Here is a 21,800-nt window from a genome sequence, read left to right on the forward strand (position 1 = left end):
AAATTCGCAATTTGTATGCCATTTGAGGATTAGGGAAGAATTACCGATCCATAAAGCAGGGTTGTCCGATTTTCTTTTGAGCATAATTTAAAATTAAAGATTGCAGCTGCTGTAGGCTGTAACCGTAATGAAAATTGTAATACGAAGAATAAACTCCTGTTGTTTTACGTGCAGTTTAAGATTTCCCAATCGTTTTAAATCTGTAATGGTAACCAGATTATTCTTTTTTATTTCCACGCATGGTGACCTGTTTGCAAAAGAGAGTTAATGGCATTGTGTACTTCACTTTGTTAAAGTATAAATCCATTTGTCGGTATTATCAACCAAGATGTAAGGAATTGATCATTTAATATCATAAAAAAATAGCCGGGCATTGTTTTGCCATTCTGGAAATAATTTCTGGTTCCTTTTTTAATATTATGAAAAATGATAGAATCTTTTATGGATTAACCGGTAGAATGGAAATCAGAATTTTTTATTATTTTCTTTTTTCTATAATAATATTATGGAGTGTGTAATGCGATAAGAGATGATTATTCTATGTTTGGACTTGATTTGATCTATGTTGTCGAGAATGAACCGCTTGGGATTGGAGGTGCCTTGAAACTTTCAGAGGATACACTTGATAAAAATGAACTCAGCCCAGACCCTCTTGCCGAAATGGAATAAACGGCCTGCTGCTTTTATAGACCGGGATGGTGTGCTTAATATTGACCATGGTTATGTCCATAAATCCTCTGAATTTGAATGGGTAGACAAAGCGAGAGCGGCGGTTAAGCTTTTGAATGATAAAGGCTATTTGGTTATCCTTGTAACCAATCAGTCTGGGATAGGGAGGGGATATTACGGGGAGGCCGATTTTTGGCAGTTGATCGACTGGATGCGTGATTGCTTGGCTGAGAGTGGTGCTCATATTGATGGTGTTTATTTTTGCCCCCATCATCCGACAGAGGCAAAGGGAGTGTTGAACAAGGATTGTTTGTGCCGGAAACCTAAGCCCGGAATGATTGAGCATGCTCAGAGCGAATGGAATATTGACATGGGAAAAAGTTTTGTCATTGGTGACACTTTAAAGGATATGGAGCTAGCCGCTGCTGTCAATGTGCCGGGTTACCTTTTTCGCGGTGGCAATCTTCTGGAATTTGTACGTCATGTATTAATTTTGCATGGGTGTAATTGAGAAGGGACTTGGTAACATGTTGGGGCGTGCCGGTGTTACAATAAATTCATAACTTAATTGAAAATAATTTAGCAAATCCAAAAAAACAGTTGACAAGGAGTGATAAAACATATAGATTCGCTCTGTTTTTGGGGCTGCACTATCGGGCCGTTAACTCAGTTGGCAGAGTATCTGCCTTTTAAGCAGAGAGTCGCTGGTTCGAGCCCAGCACGGCCCACCATTTGATGGGTCCCAAAAAACAGATGCGTCCCCATCGTCTAGCCCGGTCCAGGACACCGCCCTTTCACGGCGGCGACAGGGGTTCGAATCCCCTTGGGGACGCCACTCTTAAGACTGATAGGGTTCCAGCAAGCGCTGAAACCCTTTTTGTTTTTTTTTGTGTCAATAACCTCTCGCATACATTCCTTGACAAAAAAATTGACACTGTTTTATTTCGGAAGTATACTCTTTAAAGTGGAGGTCGGTTTCTCGGCAGGATTCTTGTAAGAATTGGAAAGAGTGACTTAATCATACAAGCGTATCGATCGAAAAGAACATTTGTGATAGCGTGTAAGTGAGGGGGGAAAATGTTGACTGCAACATCCAATATTAGTTTTCCAAATGGATACCAGGATACTGCTTTTGCCAAGGACACAAGCAAGGCTGCCTCAAAAAATGAAGACACTTCCAAGACTCAAACAGATGAGGTAAGCCTTTCTCAAAAATCCCAGGAATTACAGCAGACCTATGATAAAAAGGAATCTGTTCTGGAACAAAACTATATCAGCGACGCCCAGCAATTGGAAAACAAGTATCTTCAAGAAAAAAACAGTCTTGAAGCTGAACTTAGGAATAAAAATTCAATTACCTGATCAAAATAACGTGAAATATCAAGTACTTATAAAAATCTAGACTTTTACATTATAGTATGAGATAGTTACGGTGCAATCTTTATCAAAAATTTAAGAGGCACCGTGAATGAAAAAAAAAAGAACACCTGGTCCAAAACCATTGTCACCTTATCCTGCTGAAATTGAAAAACTTATCAAAAAGACTTATTTGACGCTGTCAGAAAAAGACAGGCGAGCATATGCTGCAATAGAAGCGTTAAAATTACCGAGAGGTGGAAAAGCGTATATCGTTGAACTTTTTGGTTGCAGTAGAAATACCTTAGTTCGCGGTATCTCTGAAATAAAAAAACCGGAAATGGTTGTAAAAGACAGAACTCGAAAGAAGGGGGCTGGACGAAAACCAGTTATAGAAATAATTGAAAATATAGACGAAGTCTTCCTCAAAGTTATTGACGACCATATCGCTGGGGATCCTATGGATGAAAGAATTCGTTGGACCAATTTGAGCCACAAAAAAATTGCAGTAAAAATGAAAGAGGCGGAAATTATTATCAGCGTAACTGTGGTTAAAAAGCTGTTAAAAAAACACGGGTTCACAAAACGAAAAGCCTTTAAGAATAAGCCCATTGGGACTTCTAAAAATCGTAATGAGCAATTTGTAAAAATTAACCAGTTAAAAGAGCAATATCTCAAAGACGGCAATCCGGTTGTCAGTATGGACACAAAAAAAAAGAGCTTTTAGGTAATTTATACAGGGATGGCCATGTATATACTACGGGTGTAATTGAAGTCTATGATCATGATTTTCCATATCTTGCTGATGGGATAGTAATTCCGCACGCCATTTATGATTTAAAATTTAACAAAGCCCATGTAAACATTGGGGTTAGTAAAGATACAAGTGAGTTTGCCTGTGATTCGATAAGGATCTGGTGGGAAGTTTATGGCAAACTTCAATATTCGAATTGTACTTCCATCCTCATACTTGCAGATGGTGGTGGTAGCAATTCAAGCCGCCACTATATCTTCAAAGAAGACTTGCAGAAGCTTGTAGATGAAATCGGAATAGAAATAAGGATGGCACATTTTCCTCCTTATACATCAAAATGGAATCCTGTAGAGCATCGGCTATTCCCCCATATTACAAGATCTTTAAAGGGTGTCATCCTAAAAAGTCATGATTATGTAAAAGAACTGATTGAAAATACGACTACACTAACGGGTTTAAAAGTTAAAGCCCACATTATAAAAAAAATCTATAAAACTGGGAGAAAATATGCTGATAATTTTAAAGAAACCATGAGAATAGTTTTTGATGATTGTCTGGGGCAGTGGAATTATAGAGCGATACCGGGAAAAGGGTAATTATAGTCAGTTTATTTTATTTTTATTCCTTAGCCAAAAGAAAAGATCCCTGGAAATTAATGTGTATGTGTGAGGCCTTTACCCGTCTGCAATGTTAATTATGTCTGTTTTGTAATAGAGATTATCCCGCCTTTTAAAGCCTTTTCCATTATAAAGACCCCAAGCGAGCGGTCCTGATCGTGGACCGTTTGAAAAAGATGGGATTCCACTATTCTGTAAAATAAAACAAATTCCCGATTCCATGACCAACCTTTTTTTTGAGTGATTATAGCTGTTTATAAAAAGTGCGATATGGTGTATGATGCCCTAATTTTTAAGTTAGAATTTTTCGGAGGTTAATATATGAAATCGGTTGTGGCCCTTTTGGGCCGCCCTAATGTGGGTAAGTCCACACTTTTTAATAGAATTACCCGTACCCGCCAGGCCCTTGTGGATGATATGCCCGGGGTGACAAGGGATCGGCATTATGCCGATGCCCGCTGGGATGACAAGGAATTTACCTTGATTGATACGGGTGGCTTTTTAACCTCGGATGATGATTATTTTGCCTCCCAGATTAAAGAGCAGCTCCTGGTTGCCATTGAACAGGCCGATGCCCTGATTTTTATCATGGATGGCCGGGCAGGACTGTCCCCCTATGACCGGGATCTGGCAGATTTGTTGCGAAGAGCTGACAAGCCGGTTTTTTACCTGATCAATAAAATTGAAAATTATAACCAAAGGGATGATCTGGGTGATTTTTATTCCCTTGGGGTTGATGATTTTTATTATATCTCGGCCGAGCATGGGGTGGGGGTGGCGGATTTTTTAGATGACCTTGTACAGGGTTTTCCAGAAGAGGTGGTGCCGGAAGAAAAGGAAGACGGCCCTATTAGAATTGCCATTGCAGGCCGGCCCAATGTGGGAAAATCATCCCTTGCTAATCGGTTATTCGGGGAAAAACGGGTGGTGGTGGATGAAAAGGCCGGTACCACACGGGATGCCATTGAGCTGAGCGTTACCCACAAGGGGCAGGAGTTCATCCTCAAGGATACGGCCGGCATCCGGCGTAAGGGAAAGGTGAGGGAAAAACTGGAGAAGTTTTCCATTATCAAGGCCCTGGACAGCCTGGATGACTGTGATGTGGCCCTTATCCTCATTGACTGCGAGGAAGGGATCACAGACCAGGATATCACCATTGCCGGATATGCAGAGAAACGGGGCTGCGGTGCTATCTTCCTTCTCAATAAATGGGACCTTGTGGACAAAGAGGAAAAGGACCAGAAAGAATTTCTTAAAGAGCTTCGAGGCATGTCAAAATTTCTTGCCTATGCCCCTGCCATGACCATCTCTGCCCTGACCGGCCAGCGATGCCATAAGATTTTGGATGAAGTGGCCAAGGTTCACAAGGAATATTGTCACAGAATCAATACCGGGGTGTTGAACCGGATCATTGAGGATGCGGTTTACAGAGAGGAACCTTCCCTGCACAAGGGCAAGCGTCTTAGATTTTTTTATGCCACCCAGGTGGCCACGAGACCTCCCTGTTTTGTCTGTTTTGTTAACTATCCGAAGGCGGTCCATTTTTCATATAAGCGTTATTTATTAAACCAGCTGCGCCAGATGATCCCCCTGAGCCTGACCCCCATAAAACTGATGTTCCGGGAGAAAACAGGTAAAATTGCTTTTTCAGGCAACACAAGGGAGTTTGAACGGATTCAGAAAAAAAAGAAAAAGATTACCACCAAGCTGGACAAGCAGCGAAAAGACCAGAGCCGGAAAAAAAGAGAACGGGACCAGAAAACGTCTTCCAATGGATCTGTTTGAATCAAGCGCCCAGGAGCAGCTGCATCTATCCGCCCCTTTGGCGGACAGGATGCGGCCGGACCGCCTAAGCGAACTGGTCGGCCAGGAGCATATCACGGCCCCTGGGAGTCTGCTGCACCAGGCCATTGAAAATGACCGGGTTTTTTCCATGATCCTCTGGGGGCCGCCGGGCTGCGGCAAGACAACCCTTGCCAATATCATTGCCAGGGCCACCCAAAGCGAGTTTGTGCGGATTTCAGCTGTTCTGTCCGGGGTCAAGGATATCCGCCAGATCATTGACAGGGCCAAGGAAAAAAGGAACCTGTACAAACGGCGGACCATTCTCTTTGTGGATGAAATTCATCGGTTCAACAAGTCCCAGCAGGATGCTTTTTTGTTCCATGTTGAAAACGGCCTGATCACACTTGTGGGGGCCACCACTGAAAATCCTTCCTTCGAAGTAAATCCGGCCCTGGTTTCCCGGTGCCGGGTTTTTACTCTGAAAAGCCTTGATGATGACCACATCGTGCAAATCCTAAAGCGGGGGCTGACAGACGAGAAGAAAGGACTTGGCAGGGCAGCGGAAAATTTTTCCCCCGAGGCGATTGCCCACATTGCCAGGGTTTCCGAGGGGGATGCAAGGATCGGTCTGACCAACCTTGAAACTGCGGCCCTCCATTTCGGCCCGGAAAAAATTATTTTGGCCCCGGATATTGAGGTGGCCATTGAAAAAAAATCCCTGTTGTATGACAAGGCTGGTGAAGAGCATTACAATCTGATTTCCGCATTCATCAAAAGCCTGCGGGGCAGTGACCCCGATGCGGCTATCTACTGGCTTGAAAGGATGCTGTCTCCCGGAGACGACCCCTATTATCTGCTGCGGCGGATGATCCGGTTTGCAACCGAGGATATTGGTCTGGCAGATCCAGGTGCCTTGACCATGGCCTTGAATGCCAGCGAGTCTTTTCGAATACTGGGGCGTCCCGAGGGGGATGGTTCTTTGTTCCAGGCAGCCGTATACCTTGCCACAGCTCCCAAGAGCAATGCCGTGTATGCGGCCCATAAGGCTGTAAAACAGGTGGTTGCCACCACTGGATATCAGCCGGTGCCCCTTCATATCCGCAATGCCCCCACCGCCTTGATGCAAGATTTGTCCTATGGAAAAGGGTATAAGTATGCCCATGATTATAAGGACGGATATGTTCCCCAGTCCTATCTGCCCAGCTCCATGGAAGGTCAGCGGTTTTATTCACCCACCCAAAGGGGATATGAAAAAATTGTGAAGCAACGGCTGGATGCCTGGATTGACCTGAAAAAAAACAATCCCCCAAAATGATTTGCCTTATTTTTCAGTGTATAAATTATCAGACAAGGAAAATTTTTAACGAGGAGACAGCATGAAAATTTTAATCGTCGGCGGAAACGGAACCATCGGGTCAAAGGTCAGCGGGCATTTTTTAAAAAAACATGAGGTTATTATTGCCGGAAGAAATTCGGGTGATGTTCGTCTGGACATGGCAGACAGTGAATCCATCAAAACAATGTTTGAAAAAATCGGGAAAGTAGACGCCGTTGTCTGCACAGCCGGGGATGCCAAATGGGCAAACTTTGACGCTCTGACCGAAGATGACTTTTATATCGGCATCAAAAGCAAACTCATGGGCCAGATTAATCTGGTAAGAATAGGCAAGAATTACATGAATCCGGGTGGCTCTTTTACCCTTTCCTCAGGTATTCTGGCCGATCATCCGGTCCGTATGACAACCAGTGGGGCCATGGTTGGCGGCGCAATTCACAGTTTTGTCAAGGCGGTCTGCCTTGAATTGGAAAACAATATTAGGATTAATGTGGTCTCCTCCGGGCTTGTTGAAGATGCGGTGGTGCATTATGAAGCCTATTTTCCCGGTCACAATCCCATCCCCATGAAAAAAGTGGTGAACGGATTTGTAAAAAGTGTTGAGGGTGCCGGTACCGGAGAGATCATCAGAATGTATGATAATGGTTGATTTCTCTTCGGTGAAACGGTCACCCCTATCTCTTTTTTTTGAAGGGGCCAAAGATACCTTCCCTTTGGTTGTTGGTGCCATTCCCTTTGGTATCATCTTTGGTACCCTGGCTGAAACGGTCGGGCTTTCCTTTTCTGGCACAATGGGAATGTCCCTGTTTGTTTTTGCCGGTGCCTCTCAGTTCGTCAGTTTGAGTTTATTGGCTTCGGGTACAATCTGGCCCATGATTGTATTGACAACCTTTGTGGTTAATCTTCGCCATATGCTTTATTCCGCGACGATGGTTCCCTTTTATAAAAACTTGGCCCCGCTTTGGAAGATGGTACTGGCCTTTGGCTTAACCGATGAAACCTTTGCCGTGGCTGTCAGGTGCTACAATAAAGAAGACGGTGTACAAGGCAAGCATTACTACAACCTTGGATCCATGGTGTTCATGTACTTAAATTGGAACCTGTGCACCTTTATCGGGCTCACAGCGGGAAAAGCGTTTCCTGAGATAACCCGGTGGGGGCTTGATTTTGCCATGCCCGCCACATTCATTGGCATTGTAATCCCCTATCTTATTTCAAAACCCATGTGGGCTTCGGTGATCACCGCCGGAACGGTTTCTATCCTGGCCTGTGGACTCCCCCACAAGATGGGGTTGATGCTGGCGGCCATTGCCGGGGTGATGGTGGGGGTGATGTGTGAGAAACTATTCCCGGAAAATCAGGAGCGAGGTTGAATATGTTTAGTGTCGGCATGCAATTGAATGAGATTTTGATGGTCGCAGGGATGGCGTTGGTTACCTATGGCATCCGCTATATCCTGTTTCCGATTTCCGGACGATTTACATTCCCTAAACTGTTTGAGCAAGGGTTAAGATATGTTCCGCCTGTTGTGCTCACCGCCATCATTGTGCCATCGGTGTTAATGCCCAATGGGGGGGCACTGAATCTGAATCTGAATAATCCCTATCTCATTGGCGCCGTTGCCGCCTGTGTCATTGGCGGCGTATTCAAAAATTTACTTTTGACCATTGTCTTGAGCATGGTGGTTTTTCTGGGTGCTCAATGGGTTTTTGCAATGGGGTAAATTCTATGCCGGTTCTGTTCTTTGGAGATTAAAACAAGGCCAGGGTTAATTTTTTCTTCGGGTCAAACCTGAGAATGACCGATTCTCCCACCATGTTTTGGGAGGATAATTGTTTGAACACGTCGGGATCTTGCCGTGTCCGGGCAATAAATCGGTGCCCTTTGGCTGTCCTGCCGTAGATGACGGCATAGGCTGGCGAGTGGTCCCTGGCATGGACAATGGTATAGGTTTCAATGGTGCCCTTCCCCGTTGCCTGGTCGTCAATCATCACGGGAGGGGCGCCGGCAAAACGATTTTTTTGATCTTCAAGATCAATGGTTTCAAGGCTTTTTGTGGGAGGGTTGCTGGAATATATGCCCGCCGCATGTTTGTGCATAAACCATCCCAATGCCGTGACAAGGCCGGTTTTTTTCTTTTCCTGGGCAATCATTTCTGCAAGGGTGGCAATGGCATGGAGGTTGTAGTTGTTCCCCGGTCCCCCGAAAAAACCCAGGCCCCCGGTGAGGGTGAGGGGTCTTGTGTCCTCTTCTTTGAGGTTCAACATTTTTCTGGCAATGGAGACGGCACAGGGAAAACAGGAATACAGGTCAAAACAGTCCATGTCTGAAAGGTTTAGTCCCGAGCGGTCAAGGGCTTTTTTCACCACGGCTTTCAGGGGAGGGCTTACTGTAAAATCTGAGCGTTCGATCATAAATCGTTGTCGGTCCTCTGAATATCCGCCCCCCAGAAAGTAGACGGTCTGCTGGCTAGTGTTCTGATATTTTTTGGCGGTTTCATCGGCCATCAGGAGAATAGCAGCCCCCTGGTCCACCGTGACAAACGAATTCATAAATTTGGTGTAAGGAAAGGCAATGGGACGATTCCCGGGGCCTGGAGTGATAATCTCTTCGGCCGTTCTGATCCTTTTGCTCCATGAATGGGGGTGGGCGGCTGCCACCTGGGAAAAACCTGACCACAGGCTGCCAATCCTTTGTAAATAAGTGGGAAGATCCAGTCCGGAGGCTGCCCACAGCGCTGTTTCAAACAACGGGAATCCCTGCATGGGATGTTCAATCCCGTATAAATTTTCAAGCCGGGTTGATCCGGTGATATCATCACCGGGATAGTCCTTGGGAATTCCCCGTAAAAGTGCGCTCTCTTCTTCCCTGGGTCTTTTATCGGACTTTTCGCCTCGTTGAACATAGGCCTCCGCCCCTACCACCAGGATTGAGTCCAGCTCATTTCTGGCAATCATTGCTGCGGCTTTATTGACGAGGGTCTGGGGGGAGTTTCCACCAATTTTTGAGACATGCATGAATCTTGGAGAGGCACCTAAAAGAGTGGCAAGTTGCGCCGCAGGTGCTTCATAATGGGCGCTCAGGCTTCTGACCACCATGATACCGTCCACCCGGGTCAAGGCCCTATGATCTGTCAGTTTTCGGGCCGCTTTTTTGGATGCCTGGACCATCAGTCCCATGGGATCCTTTGCGAGGGTTTCCAATTGTTTTGGCTGTGTGACCTGGCCCCATCCTGCAACAACAACATCTCTTTTCATCGGGAAAATCCTTTTCAATCCTGGCGTAACCTAAAATAGTATTTAATCTTAAATAGTATCTTCTTTTAAATAGTATTAGGGGAGTTTAATCCCCTATTTTTGCTTAAAGATCGTGGGTTTGTCAACATTCACCCGGGAAAAAAGGAAAAATAGTGATCCTGGTGGGGGGCTTTTTTATCCGGAAAATAGGTTCTTTCCGTTACCTGTATTTTTCCCTGGGAGGTGATGCCCATGGCGATGGAGGATCGGGTGCCATAGGTGGGACTTTTGATAAACAAGGGAGAAAGAAGGCGTTCCCATTCAAGGCCGACACCGGTATCGGGCAAGAGTTCATCCGCTGGTGTAGCGGAATCTGACAAGAGTTTAAAAAGGGTTTTGGCATCCAAGGTTTCGGCATCAATTGCCTTGGCAAGGGATCGTTTGCCGGTGCTCACCTTGGGCCAGGGGGTATTCATGAGGTGATTGCTGATGCCGTAGATACCCGGTGGAACTGCCGTGATGGCTTGGGTCTGGTTTGAGAACCAATATTGGGTGTGGCAATCCCCGGCCAATAGATTAAACCCATTGTAACGATCTGATTCTGATTTTAGTATGTTAAGAAAATCAGGGGTGCTGTCCTTGGATTCAAGAAATTTTACAATGATATCTCCCCTTGAGGGTGCACCTGTTTTAAGGGTCCTCGGATCCCGGTAATTGGTCAGGGCGGCAAACCTGCCCTGGGTATTGATCCCGAACCAGGTACCGCCGCATTCCAGATCTTTGCCGGCCAGGATACAAGGATTTTCCGGCCAGAAATTCATGGTCGCCGTTGGTCTTTGGTAAAATTCATCCCGGTTGGCAGCCAGTATGAAGGGGAATGATGGGCAGGCTTTAACCCCAAAGAGAAGTAAACACATGGATAATCCCTTGTTTTTTGTTTGTCTGTTTGTTATGGACTTTAAACCAATGGTGTTAAAAAGTAAAAATTAATCAAATAAAAATCAATGGGATGGAGGCTTTATAATGAAAGAAGCTGTTATCGTCAGTGGCGTGAGAACCCCGGTTGGATCTTTTGGTGGCACTTTAAAGGCTGTGCCGGTTGTTGAGTTGGGAACCATTGTCATGAAGGATGTCCTGAAACGGGTGGGGCTTAAACCGGTTGTGGATGCCGCACAAAATGAGTTTTCACCCGATACCCTTAAGGATCAGGGTATGATTGATATAGAGAAAAAAGGCTATGACTATGATGAGGGGCTGAAACCTGTTTTTGTGGATGAAGTGATTATGGGAAATGTACTTCAGGCAGGTCAGGGCCAAAATACGGCTCGCCAGGCCATGATCGGGGCAGGGATTTGTCGGGAGACCCCTGCCTGTACCATTAATAAAATTTGCGGATCCGGGCTTAAAGCCATCGCCTTGGGGGCCCAGGCCATCATGACCGGCCAGGCCGATGTCATCATTGCCGGCGGTCAGGAAAGCATGAGCAACGCTCCCATGGCATTGTTAAAGGCAAGGTGGGGCCATAGAATGGAACTCACCGGCCAGGGCGCTGTCCATGACCTCATGGTCTTTGACGGGCTCTATGAAATATTTTATGGCTACCACATGGGGCTGACCGCAGAAAATATTGTGGAAAAATACGGCATCACCCGGGAAGAGCAGGATCAATTGGCCTTGATGAGCCATCAAAGAGCCTTGGGTGCGATCCAGGACGGCACCTTTGCCCAGGAGATTGTTCCGGTGACCATTTCTTCTCGCAGGGGAGATACCATCGTGGACACGGATGAGCGCCCCATGGAAACCAGCATGGAAAAACTGGGAAAGTTACGGCCCGCTTTTAAGAAGGACGGCAGCGTGACCGCCGGAAATGCATCAGGCATTAATGATGCTGCTGCTGCGGTTCTTATGATGTCAGCGGAAAAGGCCAAGGATCTTGGCCTTGAAGTATTGGCCAAAATCAAAGGGTTTGCCGCAGGCGGGCTGGATCCTGCCTACATGGGCCTGGGACCGGTTCCTGCCATTAAAAAAGTATTGAAGCAAACGGGCATGGCCATTGGGGATATTGACCTGATTGAATTAAATGAAGCCTTTGCGGCCCAGGCAATTGGCTGTATGAGAGAATTGAATCTTGAGATGGAAAAACCCAATGAACTGGGGTCTGGGGTTTCCATTGGCCACCCCATTGGCTGCACCGGTGCAAGGCAGATGGTCACTGCCATAAACCAGATGAAACGAAAAGGCTATTCAACCGGTCTTATTTCCATGTGTATCGGCGGCGGAATGGGCATGGGAATGATCATTGAACGGTAGGACTGAAACCTAAGTTTGTCCTTTACTTGAAGGCTTTAAAATGGTAAGAATCTTCAAGGATTTTACTATGGCTAATAACGATAAGAATGAAAGATATAAAAGGGTGTTTTTATGGATATTCCTCGTAAGTTGGGTATACTGATCTACACAGCTGTCCCGGCCATTGTCGGCGGCGGAATCGTTTACCATTTTTTTGGAAGTTTTGTCCAGGTCATTGTTTTTGAAATACTTCTTGTCCTGGCAGCTCTGGGGATTATCAGCAGCTAAATTTTAAGCAACTGGAACAGATGCTTCTTTTATCGGGGTAAAGCCGTATCTGTGCAAATATTTTTGCATGTTACGGCTTTACCTGGTTTGCAGCCTTTTTTTTAAAATATTTAGTGGGTGGTATTTTGGAGCAAAATATATTTCAGCGGGCGGTGTTTTTCTTTTTTCTTGCGCTGTTCTGCATTGCTATTTTGCTCATGGGCAAATTGATTGCGCCTTTCTTTGCCACAATTTTATTGGGTATTGTGTTCACCGGTGTTTTTAAGCCCGTATTTAACTTTTTTTCAACAAAACTTTCACCCCGGATCGCATCTGTACTGACCTGTGTCACCATGTTCTTTGTGGTCTTTATACCGGTGGTTTTTTTTGTGGGCATCCTTTCCAAGGAAGCATTGGACCTCTACACCATGGCCAAGGATGCGGTCTTTTCCAATCAGCTCATCGATCTGCTCGAAAGGACCCAGGCTCTTGACAGAATCAATGCCTTGCTGGCTCGGGCCGGGATTGAAAAAGTTTATACGTGGCATGAGTTCACAGCTCCGATCTCTGAACTGGGGAAGGTGGTGGGATATTTCCTGTTCCAGCAGGCAAGATCCATCACCTCCAATCTGTTCGGCCTGGTCGTTTATTTTGGTCTCATGCTCATTGTGGTTTTCTACATGTTCATGGACGGGGAACGTTTTGTCCAATATCTCTATGATCTTTCCCCGTTAAAGGATGAACATGACAAGCAATTGTCTAAAAAATTTAATGAGATGGCTGGTGCTGTCTTGGTGGGGAACGGTCTTGGCGGTCTGATCCAGGGATGTGCCGGTGGAGTGCTTTTTGCATTTATGGGCTTGGGTTCCCCTTTTTTATGGGGGGTGATCATGGGATTTTTGGCCTTTCTTCCCATCGTTGGGATTGGGGTGGTCTTGGTTCCGACTGCCATATTTTTGATGCTCAAATCCAGCCTGGGGGCCGGTGTTTTTGTGTTGGTATTTTATGGAATTCTTTCCTGGGGCATTGAGTATGTTTTTAAACCCAAGGTGGTGGGAGATCGGGTTTCCATGCACCCCCTCATTGTTTTTTTTGCCATTATAGGCGGTTTAAAGGTGTATGGCATTTTGGGCATTATTTACGGACCCTTGATTGCCACCCTGTTTTTAACCCTTGCAGATATTTATTTTTCAAGTTTTCAATCCATGGTTGAACCTGGAAAGGAACTTAAAGAAACTTAATTTGGAGTAGTATCGTATGATTCAAACAGACAATAACGTGACCAGTATCGAGAAGGAGATGAAACAATCCTATCTCGAGTATGCCATGAGTGTCATTATCGGAAGGGCCCTGCCCGATGTCCGGGACGGCTTGAAGCCAGTCCATCGTCGGTCGTTGTACGCCATGCAGCAGGCACACAACGACTGGAACAAATCCTATAAGAAATCGGCCCGTATTGTCGGTGATGTCATGGGTAAATATCATCCCCATGGGGATTCAGCCATCTATGACACCATTGTCCGTATGGCCCAGGATTTTTCTTTGAGATACCCCCTGGTGGATGGCCAGGGGAACTTTGGATCCGTGGATGGGGATTCACCGGCAGCCATGCGTTATACGGAAATTCGTATGCAAAAACTTTCCCACCAGATGTTGGCGGACCTTGATAAAGAGACGGTTGACTGGATACCTAATTACGATGAAACCCTTGATGAGCCCGTTGTCCTCCCCACCAAATTCCCCGCTCTTTTAGTCAATGGATCTTCGGGTATTGCCGTGGGAATGACCACCAATATCCCCCCCCACAATATCACTGAAGTCATTGGGGGTCTCAAGGCCCTCATCGATAATCCGGATATGGGGATCCGGGACTTGATGGAATACATTCCTGGACCTGATTTCCCCACCTCTGGTCATATCTATGGCCTCAAAGGGATATACGAAGCCTATAGCACGGGCCGGGGGATTATCACCGTCCGGGCCAAGGTGGAAGTTGAGGAAAACAAGAAAAGCGGCCAGGAAACCATTGTGGTGACCGAGCTTCCCTACCAGGTCAACAAGGCAAAGGTAGTGGAAAAAATAGCCGAACTCATGCGGGACAAGGTCATTACCGGCGCATCCTTTGTCCGGGATGAATCCGACAGGGACGGCATGAGAATTGCCATCGGGCTGAAACGGGACCAATATCCGGAAGTGGTGATCAATCAGCTTTTCAAACACACCAATATGCAGACAAGCTTTGGTATTATTTTTCTTGCAGTGGTCAATGACCGGCCGGAGCTGCTGACCCTCAAAGAAATCCTCAATCATTTTATTGCCCACCGGAAACATGTGATTGTCCGGAGAACCCGGTTTGATCTGCGCAAGGCAGAAGAGCGGGCACATATACTGGAAGGGTTGAAAATTGCCCTGGACAACCTGGATCGTGTGGTGGCCTTGATTCGTGCCTCCCAATCTCCGGAAGAGGCAAGAAACGGACTCATCGAAACCTTCAGTCTGACGGTTATCCAGGCCCAGGCCATCTTGGACATGAGGCTTCAGCGGCTCACCGGGTTGGAAAGGGACAAAATCAATACAGAATACGATGGGCTGCTCAAGGATATTGCCTGGTATAACGAGATTCTGTCAAGTGAGACCGTTGTCAAAGGTCTGATTAAAGATGAGCTGGTTGAATTGGAAGAAGAATTTGGTGATGCCCGCCGCACGGTTATTGTGGAAAGCACAACTACCATTGGTATTGAAGATCTGATTGCCCAGGAGGATATGGTGGTTACCGTGAGCCGCACCGGGTATATCAAACGAAATCCTGTCAGCCTTTATGCCAGTCAGCATCGAGGCGGCAAGGGCAAGACCGCCATGGGAACCAAGACCGATGATTTTGTGGAGCATTTATTCGTGGCCTCCACCCATGCCACCTTTTTGTTTATCACCACCTTTGGAAAGGTTTACATGTCCAAGGTGTATGAATTGCCCATGGCAGGCCGGTCAAGCCTTGGAAAGGCCATTGTAAACCTTTTGAATTTTGATGAAGGGGAAAAGCTGGCAACGGTACTGACCGTGGATGAATTTGTGGAAGGCAAGTATGTGGTCATGGCCACCAAAAAAGGACGGGTTAAGAAAACCGATTTGATGGCCTATTCCCGGCGCCGGTCCGGCGGTCTTATTGCCGTTAAGCTGGCCGAGGGGGATGAACTTATCGCTGCTAGGATTACTGATGGGAACTCTGACATATTCCTGGGATCTGAGGGTGGCAAGGTGATTCGTTTTAATGAAACCGATGTAAGGGCGACGGCCAGAGGCTCCATGGGCGTCCGGGGGATGCGCATTGACGAAGGCACCCGGGTGGTGGGTATGGAAGTGCTGGAAGACCAGGAAACACTGTTGACGGTTACGGAAAACGGATTTGGCAAACGCTCTTCGGTTGAAGAGTACAGAACCCAGACCCGGGGCGGTAAAGGGGTGTTTTCCATCAAGACTTCCAAGAGAAATGGTCAAATGGTCTCCTTGGCCCTGGTGGGTGATCATGATGAACTCATGATGGTGACGGACAAGGGAAAACTGATCAGAACCGCCATTGAAGGAATTAATGTGATTTCCAGAAATACCCAGGGCGTGAAATTGATTAATCTGTCGCCCAAGGAAACCCTGATCGGTATTGCACGACTTCCTGAAGGTGAAGCCGGACCGGAAACAGACGACGAGGAAAACGGCGAAGCGGATGAAAATCTGGACCCGATATCCGATGAAATGGAAGAAAATGATGAAAATGATGAAAATGATGAAAATGATGAAAATGATGAAAATGATGAAAATGATGAAAATGATGAAAATGATGAAAATGATGAAAATGAGAATGATGAATTAGAAGAGAATGATGAATTAGAAGAGAATGATGACCAGGGAGACAAGGGAGAATAGGGGAGAAGGACATAGAAAAAGGCTGCGGGAAAAGTTTTTAGCCAGCGGCCTTGCAGGTTTCCATGACTATGAAGTCATTGAATTGCTTCTCTCCTTGAATACGCCGAGAAAAGATTGCAAACCCAGCGCCAAGCTGTTGATGAAGCAGTTTAAAAATTTTCAGGGGGTTCTGGAGGCAAGGGCGGAAGATCTTTGCCGTGTGGAAGGGGTTGGCAGGGCAAACAGCTTGGGAATCCTTCTCATTAAGGCCGTGGCCGACCGTTATCGTACCTCCAGAATAATCTTTCGGGATGTGGTCAAAAATTCAGAAGATTTGGTGGCGTATCTGAATCAGATCATTGGATACAAGGCAAAGGAACATTTTGTCGGAATTTTTTTGGATGCTAAGAACCGGGTACTGGCCTCTGAAATTTTAGCCTCCGGCAGTCTGACATCAAGTTCGGTCTACCCCAGGGAGGTTATTATCCATGCCCTGGGGCATAAGGCAGCTGCCGTTATCTTTGCCCATAATCATCCGTCCGGGGATATTTCACCCTCCAGCAGTGATCTTCAGATCACTAAAAAACTTGTGTTTGCCTTGAATAATGTGGGCATAATGGTGCACGAACATATCATTACCGGAAGCCAGGGGATTTTCAGCTTTGCTCAAAAAGGGCTGATATCAAAATTTAATAGTGAGATACAGAAAATCAATGACCAAATCAATGAAGAATGACCCCGATCTACCCGAGTGTTTTGGTAACCTTGAAAAGGTGTTTCCCATGGGAAAAAATGGGTTGCGAGAAACCCCGGAGGATTGTTTTTTTCATTGTCCGGTTAAGACCAGATGCTTGAAACAGGCCATTGCCACCAAAGATGGGGTAAAGGTTGAAGAAGAACTTATTGAACGGAGTACCAAGGCCGGTGCCATGAATTTTTTAGAGCGGTGGTCCCGTAAGAAACAGCTTCACAAAAGGGAAATAGGGAAATAGCCATTAATTTTTGGCAGGGAGGCAGGAATGAAGTCTGTTAGAGATTTAGATGTAGAGGGCAAACGCGTGTTTGTCCGAGTGGATTATAATCTGCCAATGGATGCAAAATTGAATATCACAGATGATAACAGGATCAGGGCAACCCTTGACCTGATTGAATATCTTATGGCCCACAACGCCAAAATTATTTTGGCATCCCATTTGGGTAGACCTGATGGGGTGCGGGATAAAAAATTTTCCCTGTTGCCGGCTGCCAGACGTTTGGCCGAAATTCTGGACCAAAAGGTGTTGTTTGTTGATGATTGTATCGGAGAAGCAGTGGAACAAAAGGTCAATGGGCTTGAAGACGGCCAGATCCTCTTGTTGGAGAATCTGAGATTTCACCCAGGAGAAAAGAAAAATGACCTCGCATTTGCAAAAAAACTGGCCGCTCTGTGTGATGTCTATGTCAATGATGCCTTTGCTGTTTCCCATCGGGATCAGGCTTCCATAACCGGCATGACAAAGTTTGTCGCCCAGGCCTGTGCGGGTTTTTTACTTGAAAAGGAAGTAAAATTCTACACCGATTCGGTTGAGCATCCCAAAAAACCGCTGGTCGCCGTGATCGGGGGGGCAAAGGTCTCCAGTAAACTGGCAGCCCTTGAAAATATGCTTAATCTTGTGGATAAGCTGCTCATCGGCGGTGCCATGGCCAATACGTTTTTAAAAGCCAAAGGGGTTGATACCCGAGGGTCAATTATTGAAGTTGATCTTTTAGATATTGCAAGGGTCATTCTTGAAAAGGCAGATCAACGGGGCATAGAATTGTTGTTGCCCAGCGACCTTGTAGCGGCCGCCACATTTGATCCAGATGCCGCCACGAAAATTGTTGCCATTGATGAGATCCCTGATACCTGGATGGCATTGGATATAGGGCCCAAAACCGCAGATCGTTATGCAAAGGTGATTGGGGATGCCGGCACCATTGTCTGGAACGGCCCCATGGGGGTGTTTGAAATGGAAAAATTTGCCATGGGCACCCAGATCGTGGCCGATGCCATTGCAGGATCAAGGGCATTTTCCATTGTGGGTGGCGGGGATACGGGTCTTGCTGCAAAACAATGCGGGGTGGCTGATAAAGTCAGTTACATTTCCACCGGCGGCGGGGCATTCTTGTATATGATGGAAGGGAAAAAACTCCCCGGGGTTGCTGCCCTGGAATAAAATTAACCACAAGGGAAAATGTCGTGAAATACTGCATGCAAAGAGAGTGTCTGAGTCGGGAAGCCCGATTGAGAAGGTCCTATTACCAGGTTTTGCGCGATGAGCTGGATCAGTTTGTCATTGGATATTCCCTTGTGGGGTCCTATAATAATTTTTTACGCCTGCGAACCCCTTATCCCTTTGTGGAACTGCGGGAACTCAAACCCAGGGCCAGAATTCCTTCAATGGAATTTGATGCCCAAAATTCATTTCTGATTATTTTTACTGAAGATTTTATTGACAAGAAACATAAAAAGTATATCCGGTATTTTGATGCCAATAAAACCACTAAAACCAATCTGCTGGGGCACAAATATTTTCCAAATGTTGAAAACTTTGACCGAAATTCCAAGTATTTTGAGACCGGTGAATTTTTTTCATTGCTGCGGTCCCTGTTACCCGTGGATTATGCCCTGCTGATCCAGAGAAATCAGAGAACAAAGGTGCAGTATGCCCTGACCCATTTCCACGTTCGGGTTGACTGGCCCATTGCCGACGCCTCTGAAACCCTTGCAAAATATTTGCGGTATATTTCCAAGGATCTCTATGAAAAAGGGGATAAATATGCAGAAAATCTTCAAAAAAAACTTTTTGAATATTATGGGGTTCCGGTGATGTCCGGCGGCAGGAGAACTGCCGCCATCGTTGCTGCCCAGTATTTTCGGCAGTTTGACGCCATTACCACCATTTATGTAGCTTCCAGCGAGTCTCGAAGCCTTTTGCGCATTGATGAAAAAGGGGTATCAAAATCTGTTCTGGTTAAATTATCCATGGACCAGGTTAAGGTGCTGGCCGACCTGGCCAAAATTTCCCAAAACAGTTTTACCAAAAATTATGTTGTTGCAAGACAGGACAAGAGTTATATCTGCATCCTCAATGTGCGGTATGACCACACCAGCCATTCATTGCCATCCGAAGGCGGCCGAATGCGGGAACTCAATTTTGATACCAATTGGCTCACCGTGGCAGAAGAGCATATTCTGCCCAAACCCTCGGTGATAAAGTATGGCCCCATCCCCTATAAAATGATTTATGTATGAGTTTTTGGGATCTTTTCAGCCATTTTCCATTTTAACAATAAAAGTGCAGTTGTGCCATAGAGTGCCGTGAGAAGTGTCAGATGGATGACCTGGGGAAAAATCTGGTGAAAACTGGCTCCCATCTGGTTGAGAAGAATAAAGGCCTTGATGGCTGGTACAGCCGGAATTAGCTGCATCAGGGTATTTATAGGAACAGGGATGGCGGATGTCGGCCAGATAAATCCACAGGCAAAGACCAGGGGCATGGAGGTCAGCAGAACAATCAGTGTGGCCAGCTCGCGCCTGGGCAGAACAGCCCCCAGACAAATTCCTAAAAAGCAGACCGGCAGCAGGAAAACAAGATTCAGCAGGGCCAGGTCGCCCATGGCAGCAAGACGGGGAATATCGTAAAATACATAGGCCGGACCATAATAATAGAGGGAAAGCAGGGTATAGATAATAACAAAAATCATGGTTCTGACCAGCAGCAGGGCCGAGGCGGAAGCTCTCTGCCAATGGGGTATTTTCCCTTCCCGAAATTGTTCATTTTCACTGGCACCCAAAATTCCTGCTCCCATGATCAGGGTCTGGTGGAGGATCAGGACAAAGACAGCCGGAATTACATAATTGATATAGCCTTCGGTCTCGTTGAACAGGGCATGGAGGCCAAGGGTTACAGCACTATATTGGTCCTGTGCCAATTCCATGGGCTGGCCTGATATCAGCAATTGTGTGACTTTTATTTCGGCAGACAGGGTCATCCCTGCCATACTCATGCCTTCGAGCACCGTACCAAATACCAGAAAATAACTGGCATCTCCGGCAAAGGCCAGGGTGGGTCTTGAGCCCAGGAGCAGATCCCGATAAAAATTTTCCGGCACCACCAGGATGCCGGCCAGTTTATGTGCAATTATCAGTTCTTTGGCCTGGGCAAGAGATGCGGCCTCCATTTGGATCTTAACCTGGGGCGTTGCATCCACCATGCGCACAAGATGTCGGGAAAGCTGGCTGTTATCAAGGTTGACTACCACCACCTGCTGTTCCCTGGGGACCTGGGAAACATAGGGCAATGGATAGAGAAAACTATAAAAGAACACCCCGCCAAATACGGTCAAAAGGAGAGTGGAATTGGTGCAGATCCCGCCCAATTCCTTTTTGAAAAGTTGAAAGAAACTCACAAGGTTTCCTTGACCTGAAAAGGGGGGTAAGATATCCACACAGCCAGGATACCGGCAGCCAGACCGGGAAGGATAAAGAGGGCAAGGTCCCCCAATTGCGGCAGGGAAAGCATTGCTGTCGCGCCATAATTTACCTGGGCGACCTGGATATCAATATAGTGACTGACCGGTAGAATGCTGCGCCAGACCCTTGCCAAGAATGTCATGTCGGTTGCAGGAAAGGTGACCCCCATAAAGGCAAGTCCGGGTGCGCAATAGGCCGCAGCTATGCCGAGCCCACGGGCAGCATCCCGGAAAAGAAAAAAAATGAGGGCGCCTGAGCACTGGCAGGCAAGGACGGTAATTAGCTGGCAGAAAATCAAAAAACCAAGATGGCCGTGCATGGGCCAGCCAAGGACAACAAACATTGTCAGCAAAAAGACGATTCCATGGAGCCAGAACAGCAGGCTATAGGGTGCCAGTTTTTCAAGGAGCGCACGGACAGGACGGTCTTTGAGCCAGCCAGCCAACCCGTTGTCTCGGTGCAATTCCGCTGCCATTGACAAAACCGTTGTTACCACAATAAATATTTGCCACAGGGCCGGGATAATGGCAGAAACAAGAAACTGTGCATAATTACTGTTGCTGTTAAAAAGAGGTGTTGCCTGGATATTGACAGGAACAGCATCTGACAGGGCCTGACCCATGACAGGGGCATGTGAACTTAAGTGTTTCAGGGTATCTATTTGGGCCAGAGCTGTTGCGTGTGCCTGGGTGATGGCAGATTTGACCTGCTTGCCCATAAGAAGAAACTGACTGTTGAAAAAGGCTTCAACCGCTGTCGGGATGCCAAGGGCTGCATTTTTTTGTGTATCGGCGGAGATGATCACAAGACCGTAGATATCCCCTCCGCGCATGGCCTTTGCTCCTGCTAGAGCAGAAGGATAGTTTCTTGCCACTGTAATGGTGGGACTGGCATCATAGCAGCGAATCAGGGTGCGGGATAATTTGCTCTGATCTAAATCCACCACCCCAACGGGTAACTCTCGGGCCATTCCCTGGGAAAAAATGGCATAGATCATAACGAACAATAGGGGCGGCAGCCAGGTGACCAAGGATAGGAGCCAGGGATCTTCGGCCAGCAGGCGCCATTCTGACGCTCTCCTTGTCTTTGTCATTTTTTA

20 protein-coding genes, 2 tRNA genes and 1 pseudogene are annotated in these 21,800 nt (G+C 46.5%); 19 read left to right on the plus strand and 4 right to left on the minus strand.

What is annotated here, in order from left to right; translation table 11 throughout:
• Positions 1 to 540: 540 nt before the first annotated feature.
• The 11 genes and pseudogenes from ACZ45G_RS03920 to ACZ45G_RS03970 all read left to right on the plus strand — a co-directional run bounded on the left by ACZ45G_RS03920 (position 541) and on the right by ACZ45G_RS03970 (position 8,240).
• On the plus strand, positions 541 to 669 hold the full coding sequence (locus ACZ45G_RS03920) for a hypothetical protein (RefSeq protein WP_464180067.1): 129 nt from the start codon (positions 541 to 543) through the stop codon (positions 667 to 669).
• Positions 632 to 1,180 (plus strand): D-glycero-beta-D-manno-heptose 1,7-bisphosphate 7-phosphatase, encoded by a 549-nt coding sequence (gene gmhB, locus ACZ45G_RS03925; protein WP_464175373.1) that lies wholly within the window; start codon positions 632 to 634, stop codon positions 1,178 to 1,180. The genes ACZ45G_RS03920 and gmhB overlap by 38 nt, the downstream gene beginning before the upstream one ends.
• 144 nt (positions 1,181 to 1,324) lie before the next feature.
• A tRNA-Lys gene (locus tag ACZ45G_RS03930) sits at positions 1,325 to 1,400 on the plus strand.
• Positions 1,401 to 1,426: 26 nt separating this feature from the next.
• Positions 1,427 to 1,504: transfer RNA gene (locus ACZ45G_RS03935), tRNA-Glu, on the plus strand.
• Between the two features lie 242 nt (positions 1,505 to 1,746).
• The gene (locus ACZ45G_RS03940; protein ID WP_464175374.1) at positions 1,747 to 2,031 is read left to right on the plus strand and encodes a hypothetical protein; all 285 of its coding nucleotides are present in this window, start codon (positions 1,747 to 1,749) and stop codon (positions 2,029 to 2,031) included.
• 454 nt (positions 2,032 to 2,485) lie between these two features.
• Positions 2,486 to 3,375, plus strand: a pseudogene (locus ACZ45G_RS03945) (ISAzo13 family transposase).
• Positions 3,376 to 3,717: 342 nt separating this feature from the next.
• Complete coding sequence (gene der / locus ACZ45G_RS03950) at positions 3,718 to 5,181, plus strand: ribosome biogenesis GTPase Der (protein WP_464175375.1); 1,464 nt, start codon at positions 3,718 to 3,720, stop codon at positions 5,179 to 5,181.
• The gene (locus ACZ45G_RS03955) at positions 5,168 to 6,496 is read left to right on the plus strand and encodes a replication-associated recombination protein A (RefSeq protein WP_464175376.1); all 1,329 of its coding nucleotides are present in this window, start codon (positions 5,168 to 5,170) and stop codon (positions 6,494 to 6,496) included. Before der ends, ACZ45G_RS03955 begins: the two co-directional genes overlap by 14 nt.
• Positions 6,497 to 6,557: 61 nt before the next feature.
• On the plus strand, positions 6,558 to 7,166 hold the full coding sequence (locus ACZ45G_RS03960) for a short chain dehydrogenase (protein WP_464175377.1): 609 nt from the start codon (positions 6,558 to 6,560) through the stop codon (positions 7,164 to 7,166).
• Positions 7,153 to 7,890: an AzlC family ABC transporter permease gene (locus ACZ45G_RS03965; RefSeq protein WP_464175378.1), complete on the plus strand. Its 738-nt coding sequence runs from the start codon at positions 7,153 to 7,155 to the stop codon at positions 7,888 to 7,890. The genes ACZ45G_RS03960 and ACZ45G_RS03965 overlap by 14 nt, the downstream gene beginning before the upstream one ends.
• Before the next feature lie 2 nt (positions 7,891 to 7,892).
• Positions 7,893 to 8,240, plus strand: a complete 348-nt coding sequence (locus ACZ45G_RS03970) for an AzlD domain-containing protein (protein WP_464179856.1) — start codon at positions 7,893 to 7,895, stop codon at positions 8,238 to 8,240.
• A 28-nt stretch (positions 8,241 to 8,268) separates the two neighbouring features.
• Here ACZ45G_RS03970 and ACZ45G_RS03975 read toward each other — a convergent pair whose 3' ends face one another.
• A complete protein-coding gene (locus ACZ45G_RS03975) occupies positions 8,269 to 9,774 on the minus strand; it encodes a hypothetical protein (RefSeq protein WP_464175379.1) in 1,506 nt (501 codons plus the stop codon).
• A 128-nt stretch (positions 9,775 to 9,902) separates the two neighbouring features.
• The gene (locus tag ACZ45G_RS03980) at positions 9,903 to 10,670 is read right to left on the minus strand and encodes an NRDE family protein (RefSeq protein ID WP_464175380.1); all 768 of its coding nucleotides are present in this window, start codon (positions 10,668 to 10,670) and stop codon (positions 9,903 to 9,905) included.
• A 106-nt stretch (positions 10,671 to 10,776) separates the two neighbouring features.
• Between ACZ45G_RS03980 and ACZ45G_RS03985 the strand changes: the two genes are divergently transcribed.
• From ACZ45G_RS03985 to ACZ45G_RS04020, 8 genes are all read left to right on the plus strand, one after another.
• Positions 10,777 to 12,063 (plus strand): thiolase family protein, encoded by a 1,287-nt coding sequence (locus ACZ45G_RS03985; RefSeq protein WP_464175381.1) that lies wholly within the window; start codon positions 10,777 to 10,779, stop codon positions 12,061 to 12,063.
• A 111-nt stretch (positions 12,064 to 12,174) separates the two neighbouring features.
• Positions 12,175 to 12,330: a hypothetical protein gene (locus ACZ45G_RS03990; protein WP_464175382.1), complete on the plus strand. Its 156-nt coding sequence runs from the start codon at positions 12,175 to 12,177 to the stop codon at positions 12,328 to 12,330.
• A 125-nt stretch (positions 12,331 to 12,455) separates the two neighbouring features.
• Positions 12,456 to 13,550 carry an AI-2E family transporter gene (locus ACZ45G_RS03995; RefSeq protein WP_464175383.1) on the plus strand — a complete coding sequence of 365 codons (1,095 nt, stop codon included), beginning with the start codon at positions 12,456 to 12,458 and terminating at the stop codon, positions 13,548 to 13,550.
• 16 nt (positions 13,551 to 13,566) lie between these two features.
• A complete protein-coding gene (gene gyrA / locus ACZ45G_RS04000) occupies positions 13,567 to 16,227 on the plus strand; it encodes a DNA gyrase subunit A (protein WP_464175385.1) in 2,661 nt (886 codons plus the stop codon).
• Positions 16,199 to 16,942, plus strand: coding sequence for a RadC family protein (gene radC, locus ACZ45G_RS04005; protein WP_464175386.1), 744 nt, complete (start codon positions 16,199 to 16,201; stop codon positions 16,940 to 16,942). Before gyrA ends, radC begins: the two co-directional genes overlap by 29 nt.
• The gene (locus ACZ45G_RS04010) at positions 16,932 to 17,198 is read left to right on the plus strand and encodes a hypothetical protein (RefSeq protein ID WP_464175387.1); all 267 of its coding nucleotides are present in this window, start codon (positions 16,932 to 16,934) and stop codon (positions 17,196 to 17,198) included. The genes radC and ACZ45G_RS04010 overlap by 11 nt, the downstream gene beginning before the upstream one ends.
• A 27-nt stretch (positions 17,199 to 17,225) precedes the next feature.
• Positions 17,226 to 18,401, plus strand: a complete 1,176-nt coding sequence (locus tag ACZ45G_RS04015) for a phosphoglycerate kinase (RefSeq protein ID WP_464175388.1) — start codon at positions 17,226 to 17,228, stop codon at positions 18,399 to 18,401.
• Between the two features lie 35 nt (positions 18,402 to 18,436).
• The gene (locus tag ACZ45G_RS04020) at positions 18,437 to 19,480 is read left to right on the plus strand and encodes a hypothetical protein (RefSeq protein ID WP_464179858.1); all 1,044 of its coding nucleotides are present in this window, start codon (positions 18,437 to 18,439) and stop codon (positions 19,478 to 19,480) included.
• On the opposite strand, the gene ACZ45G_RS04025 is transcribed toward ACZ45G_RS04020, so the two are convergent.
• On the minus strand, positions 19,471 to 20,637 hold the full coding sequence (locus tag ACZ45G_RS04025; protein WP_464175389.1) for an ABC transporter permease: 1,167 nt from the start codon (positions 20,635 to 20,637) through the stop codon (positions 19,471 to 19,473). The genes ACZ45G_RS04020 and ACZ45G_RS04025 overlap by 10 nt on opposite strands.
• Positions 20,634 to 21,794, minus strand: coding sequence for an ABC transporter permease (locus ACZ45G_RS04030; RefSeq protein ID WP_464175390.1), 1,161 nt, complete (start codon positions 21,792 to 21,794; stop codon positions 20,634 to 20,636). The genes ACZ45G_RS04025 and ACZ45G_RS04030 overlap by 4 nt, the downstream gene beginning before the upstream one ends.
• Positions 21,795 to 21,800 lie beyond the last annotated feature (6 nt).

It is taken from the genome of Desulfoconvexum algidum, assembly GCF_055382125.1.

Excerpts from the sequence above, each read along its gene's own strand:
- ACZ45G_RS03985 (WP_464175381.1), top strand. The coding sequence starts at position 10,777 with ATGAAAGAAGCTGTTATCGTCAGTGGCGTGAGAACCCCGGTTGGATCT.
- ACZ45G_RS03990 (WP_464175382.1), top strand. The coding sequence starts at position 12,175 with ATGGATATTCCTCGTAAGTTGGGTATACTGATCTACACAGCTGTCCCG.
- gyrA (WP_464175385.1), top strand. The coding sequence starts at position 13,567 with ATGATTCAAACAGACAATAACGTGACCAGTATCGAGAAGGAGATGAAA.
- ACZ45G_RS03970 (WP_464179856.1), top strand. The coding sequence starts at position 7,893 with ATGTTTAGTGTCGGCATGCAATTGAATGAGATTTTGATGGTCGCAGGG.
- der (WP_464175375.1), top strand. The coding sequence starts at position 3,718 with ATGAAATCGGTTGTGGCCCTTTTGGGCCGCCCTAATGTGGGTAAGTCC.
- ACZ45G_RS04015 (WP_464175388.1), top strand. The coding sequence starts at position 17,226 with ATGAAGTCTGTTAGAGATTTAGATGTAGAGGGCAAACGCGTGTTTGTC.
- ACZ45G_RS04010 (WP_464175387.1), top strand. The coding sequence starts at position 16,932 with ATGAAGAATGACCCCGATCTACCCGAGTGTTTTGGTAACCTTGAAAAG.
- radC (WP_464175386.1), top strand. The coding sequence starts at position 16,199 with ATGATGACCAGGGAGACAAGGGAGAATAGGGGAGAAGGACATAGAAAA.
- ACZ45G_RS03965 (WP_464175378.1), top strand. The coding sequence starts at position 7,153 with ATGATAATGGTTGATTTCTCTTCGGTGAAACGGTCACCCCTATCTCTT.
- gmhB (WP_464175373.1), top strand. The coding sequence starts at position 632 with ATGAACTCAGCCCAGACCCTCTTGCCGAAATGGAATAAACGGCCTGCT.
- ACZ45G_RS04020 (WP_464179858.1), top strand. The coding sequence starts at position 18,437 with ATGCAAAGAGAGTGTCTGAGTCGGGAAGCCCGATTGAGAAGGTCCTAT.
- ACZ45G_RS03955 (WP_464175376.1), top strand. The coding sequence starts at position 5,168 with ATGGATCTGTTTGAATCAAGCGCCCAGGAGCAGCTGCATCTATCCGCC.
- ACZ45G_RS03920 (WP_464180067.1), top strand. The coding sequence starts at position 541 with ATGTTTGGACTTGATTTGATCTATGTTGTCGAGAATGAACCGCTTGGG.
- ACZ45G_RS03960 (WP_464175377.1), top strand. The coding sequence starts at position 6,558 with ATGAAAATTTTAATCGTCGGCGGAAACGGAACCATCGGGTCAAAGGTC.
- ACZ45G_RS03940 (WP_464175374.1), top strand. The coding sequence starts at position 1,747 with ATGTTGACTGCAACATCCAATATTAGTTTTCCAAATGGATACCAGGAT.
- ACZ45G_RS03980 (WP_464175380.1), bottom strand. The coding sequence starts at position 10,670 with ATGTGTTTACTTCTCTTTGGGGTTAAAGCCTGCCCATCATTCCCCTTC.
- ACZ45G_RS03975 (WP_464175379.1), bottom strand. The coding sequence starts at position 9,774 with ATGAAAAGAGATGTTGTTGTTGCAGGATGGGGCCAGGTCACACAGCCA.
- ACZ45G_RS04030 (WP_464175390.1), bottom strand. The coding sequence starts at position 21,794 with ATGACAAAGACAAGGAGAGCGTCAGAATGGCGCCTGCTGGCCGAAGAT.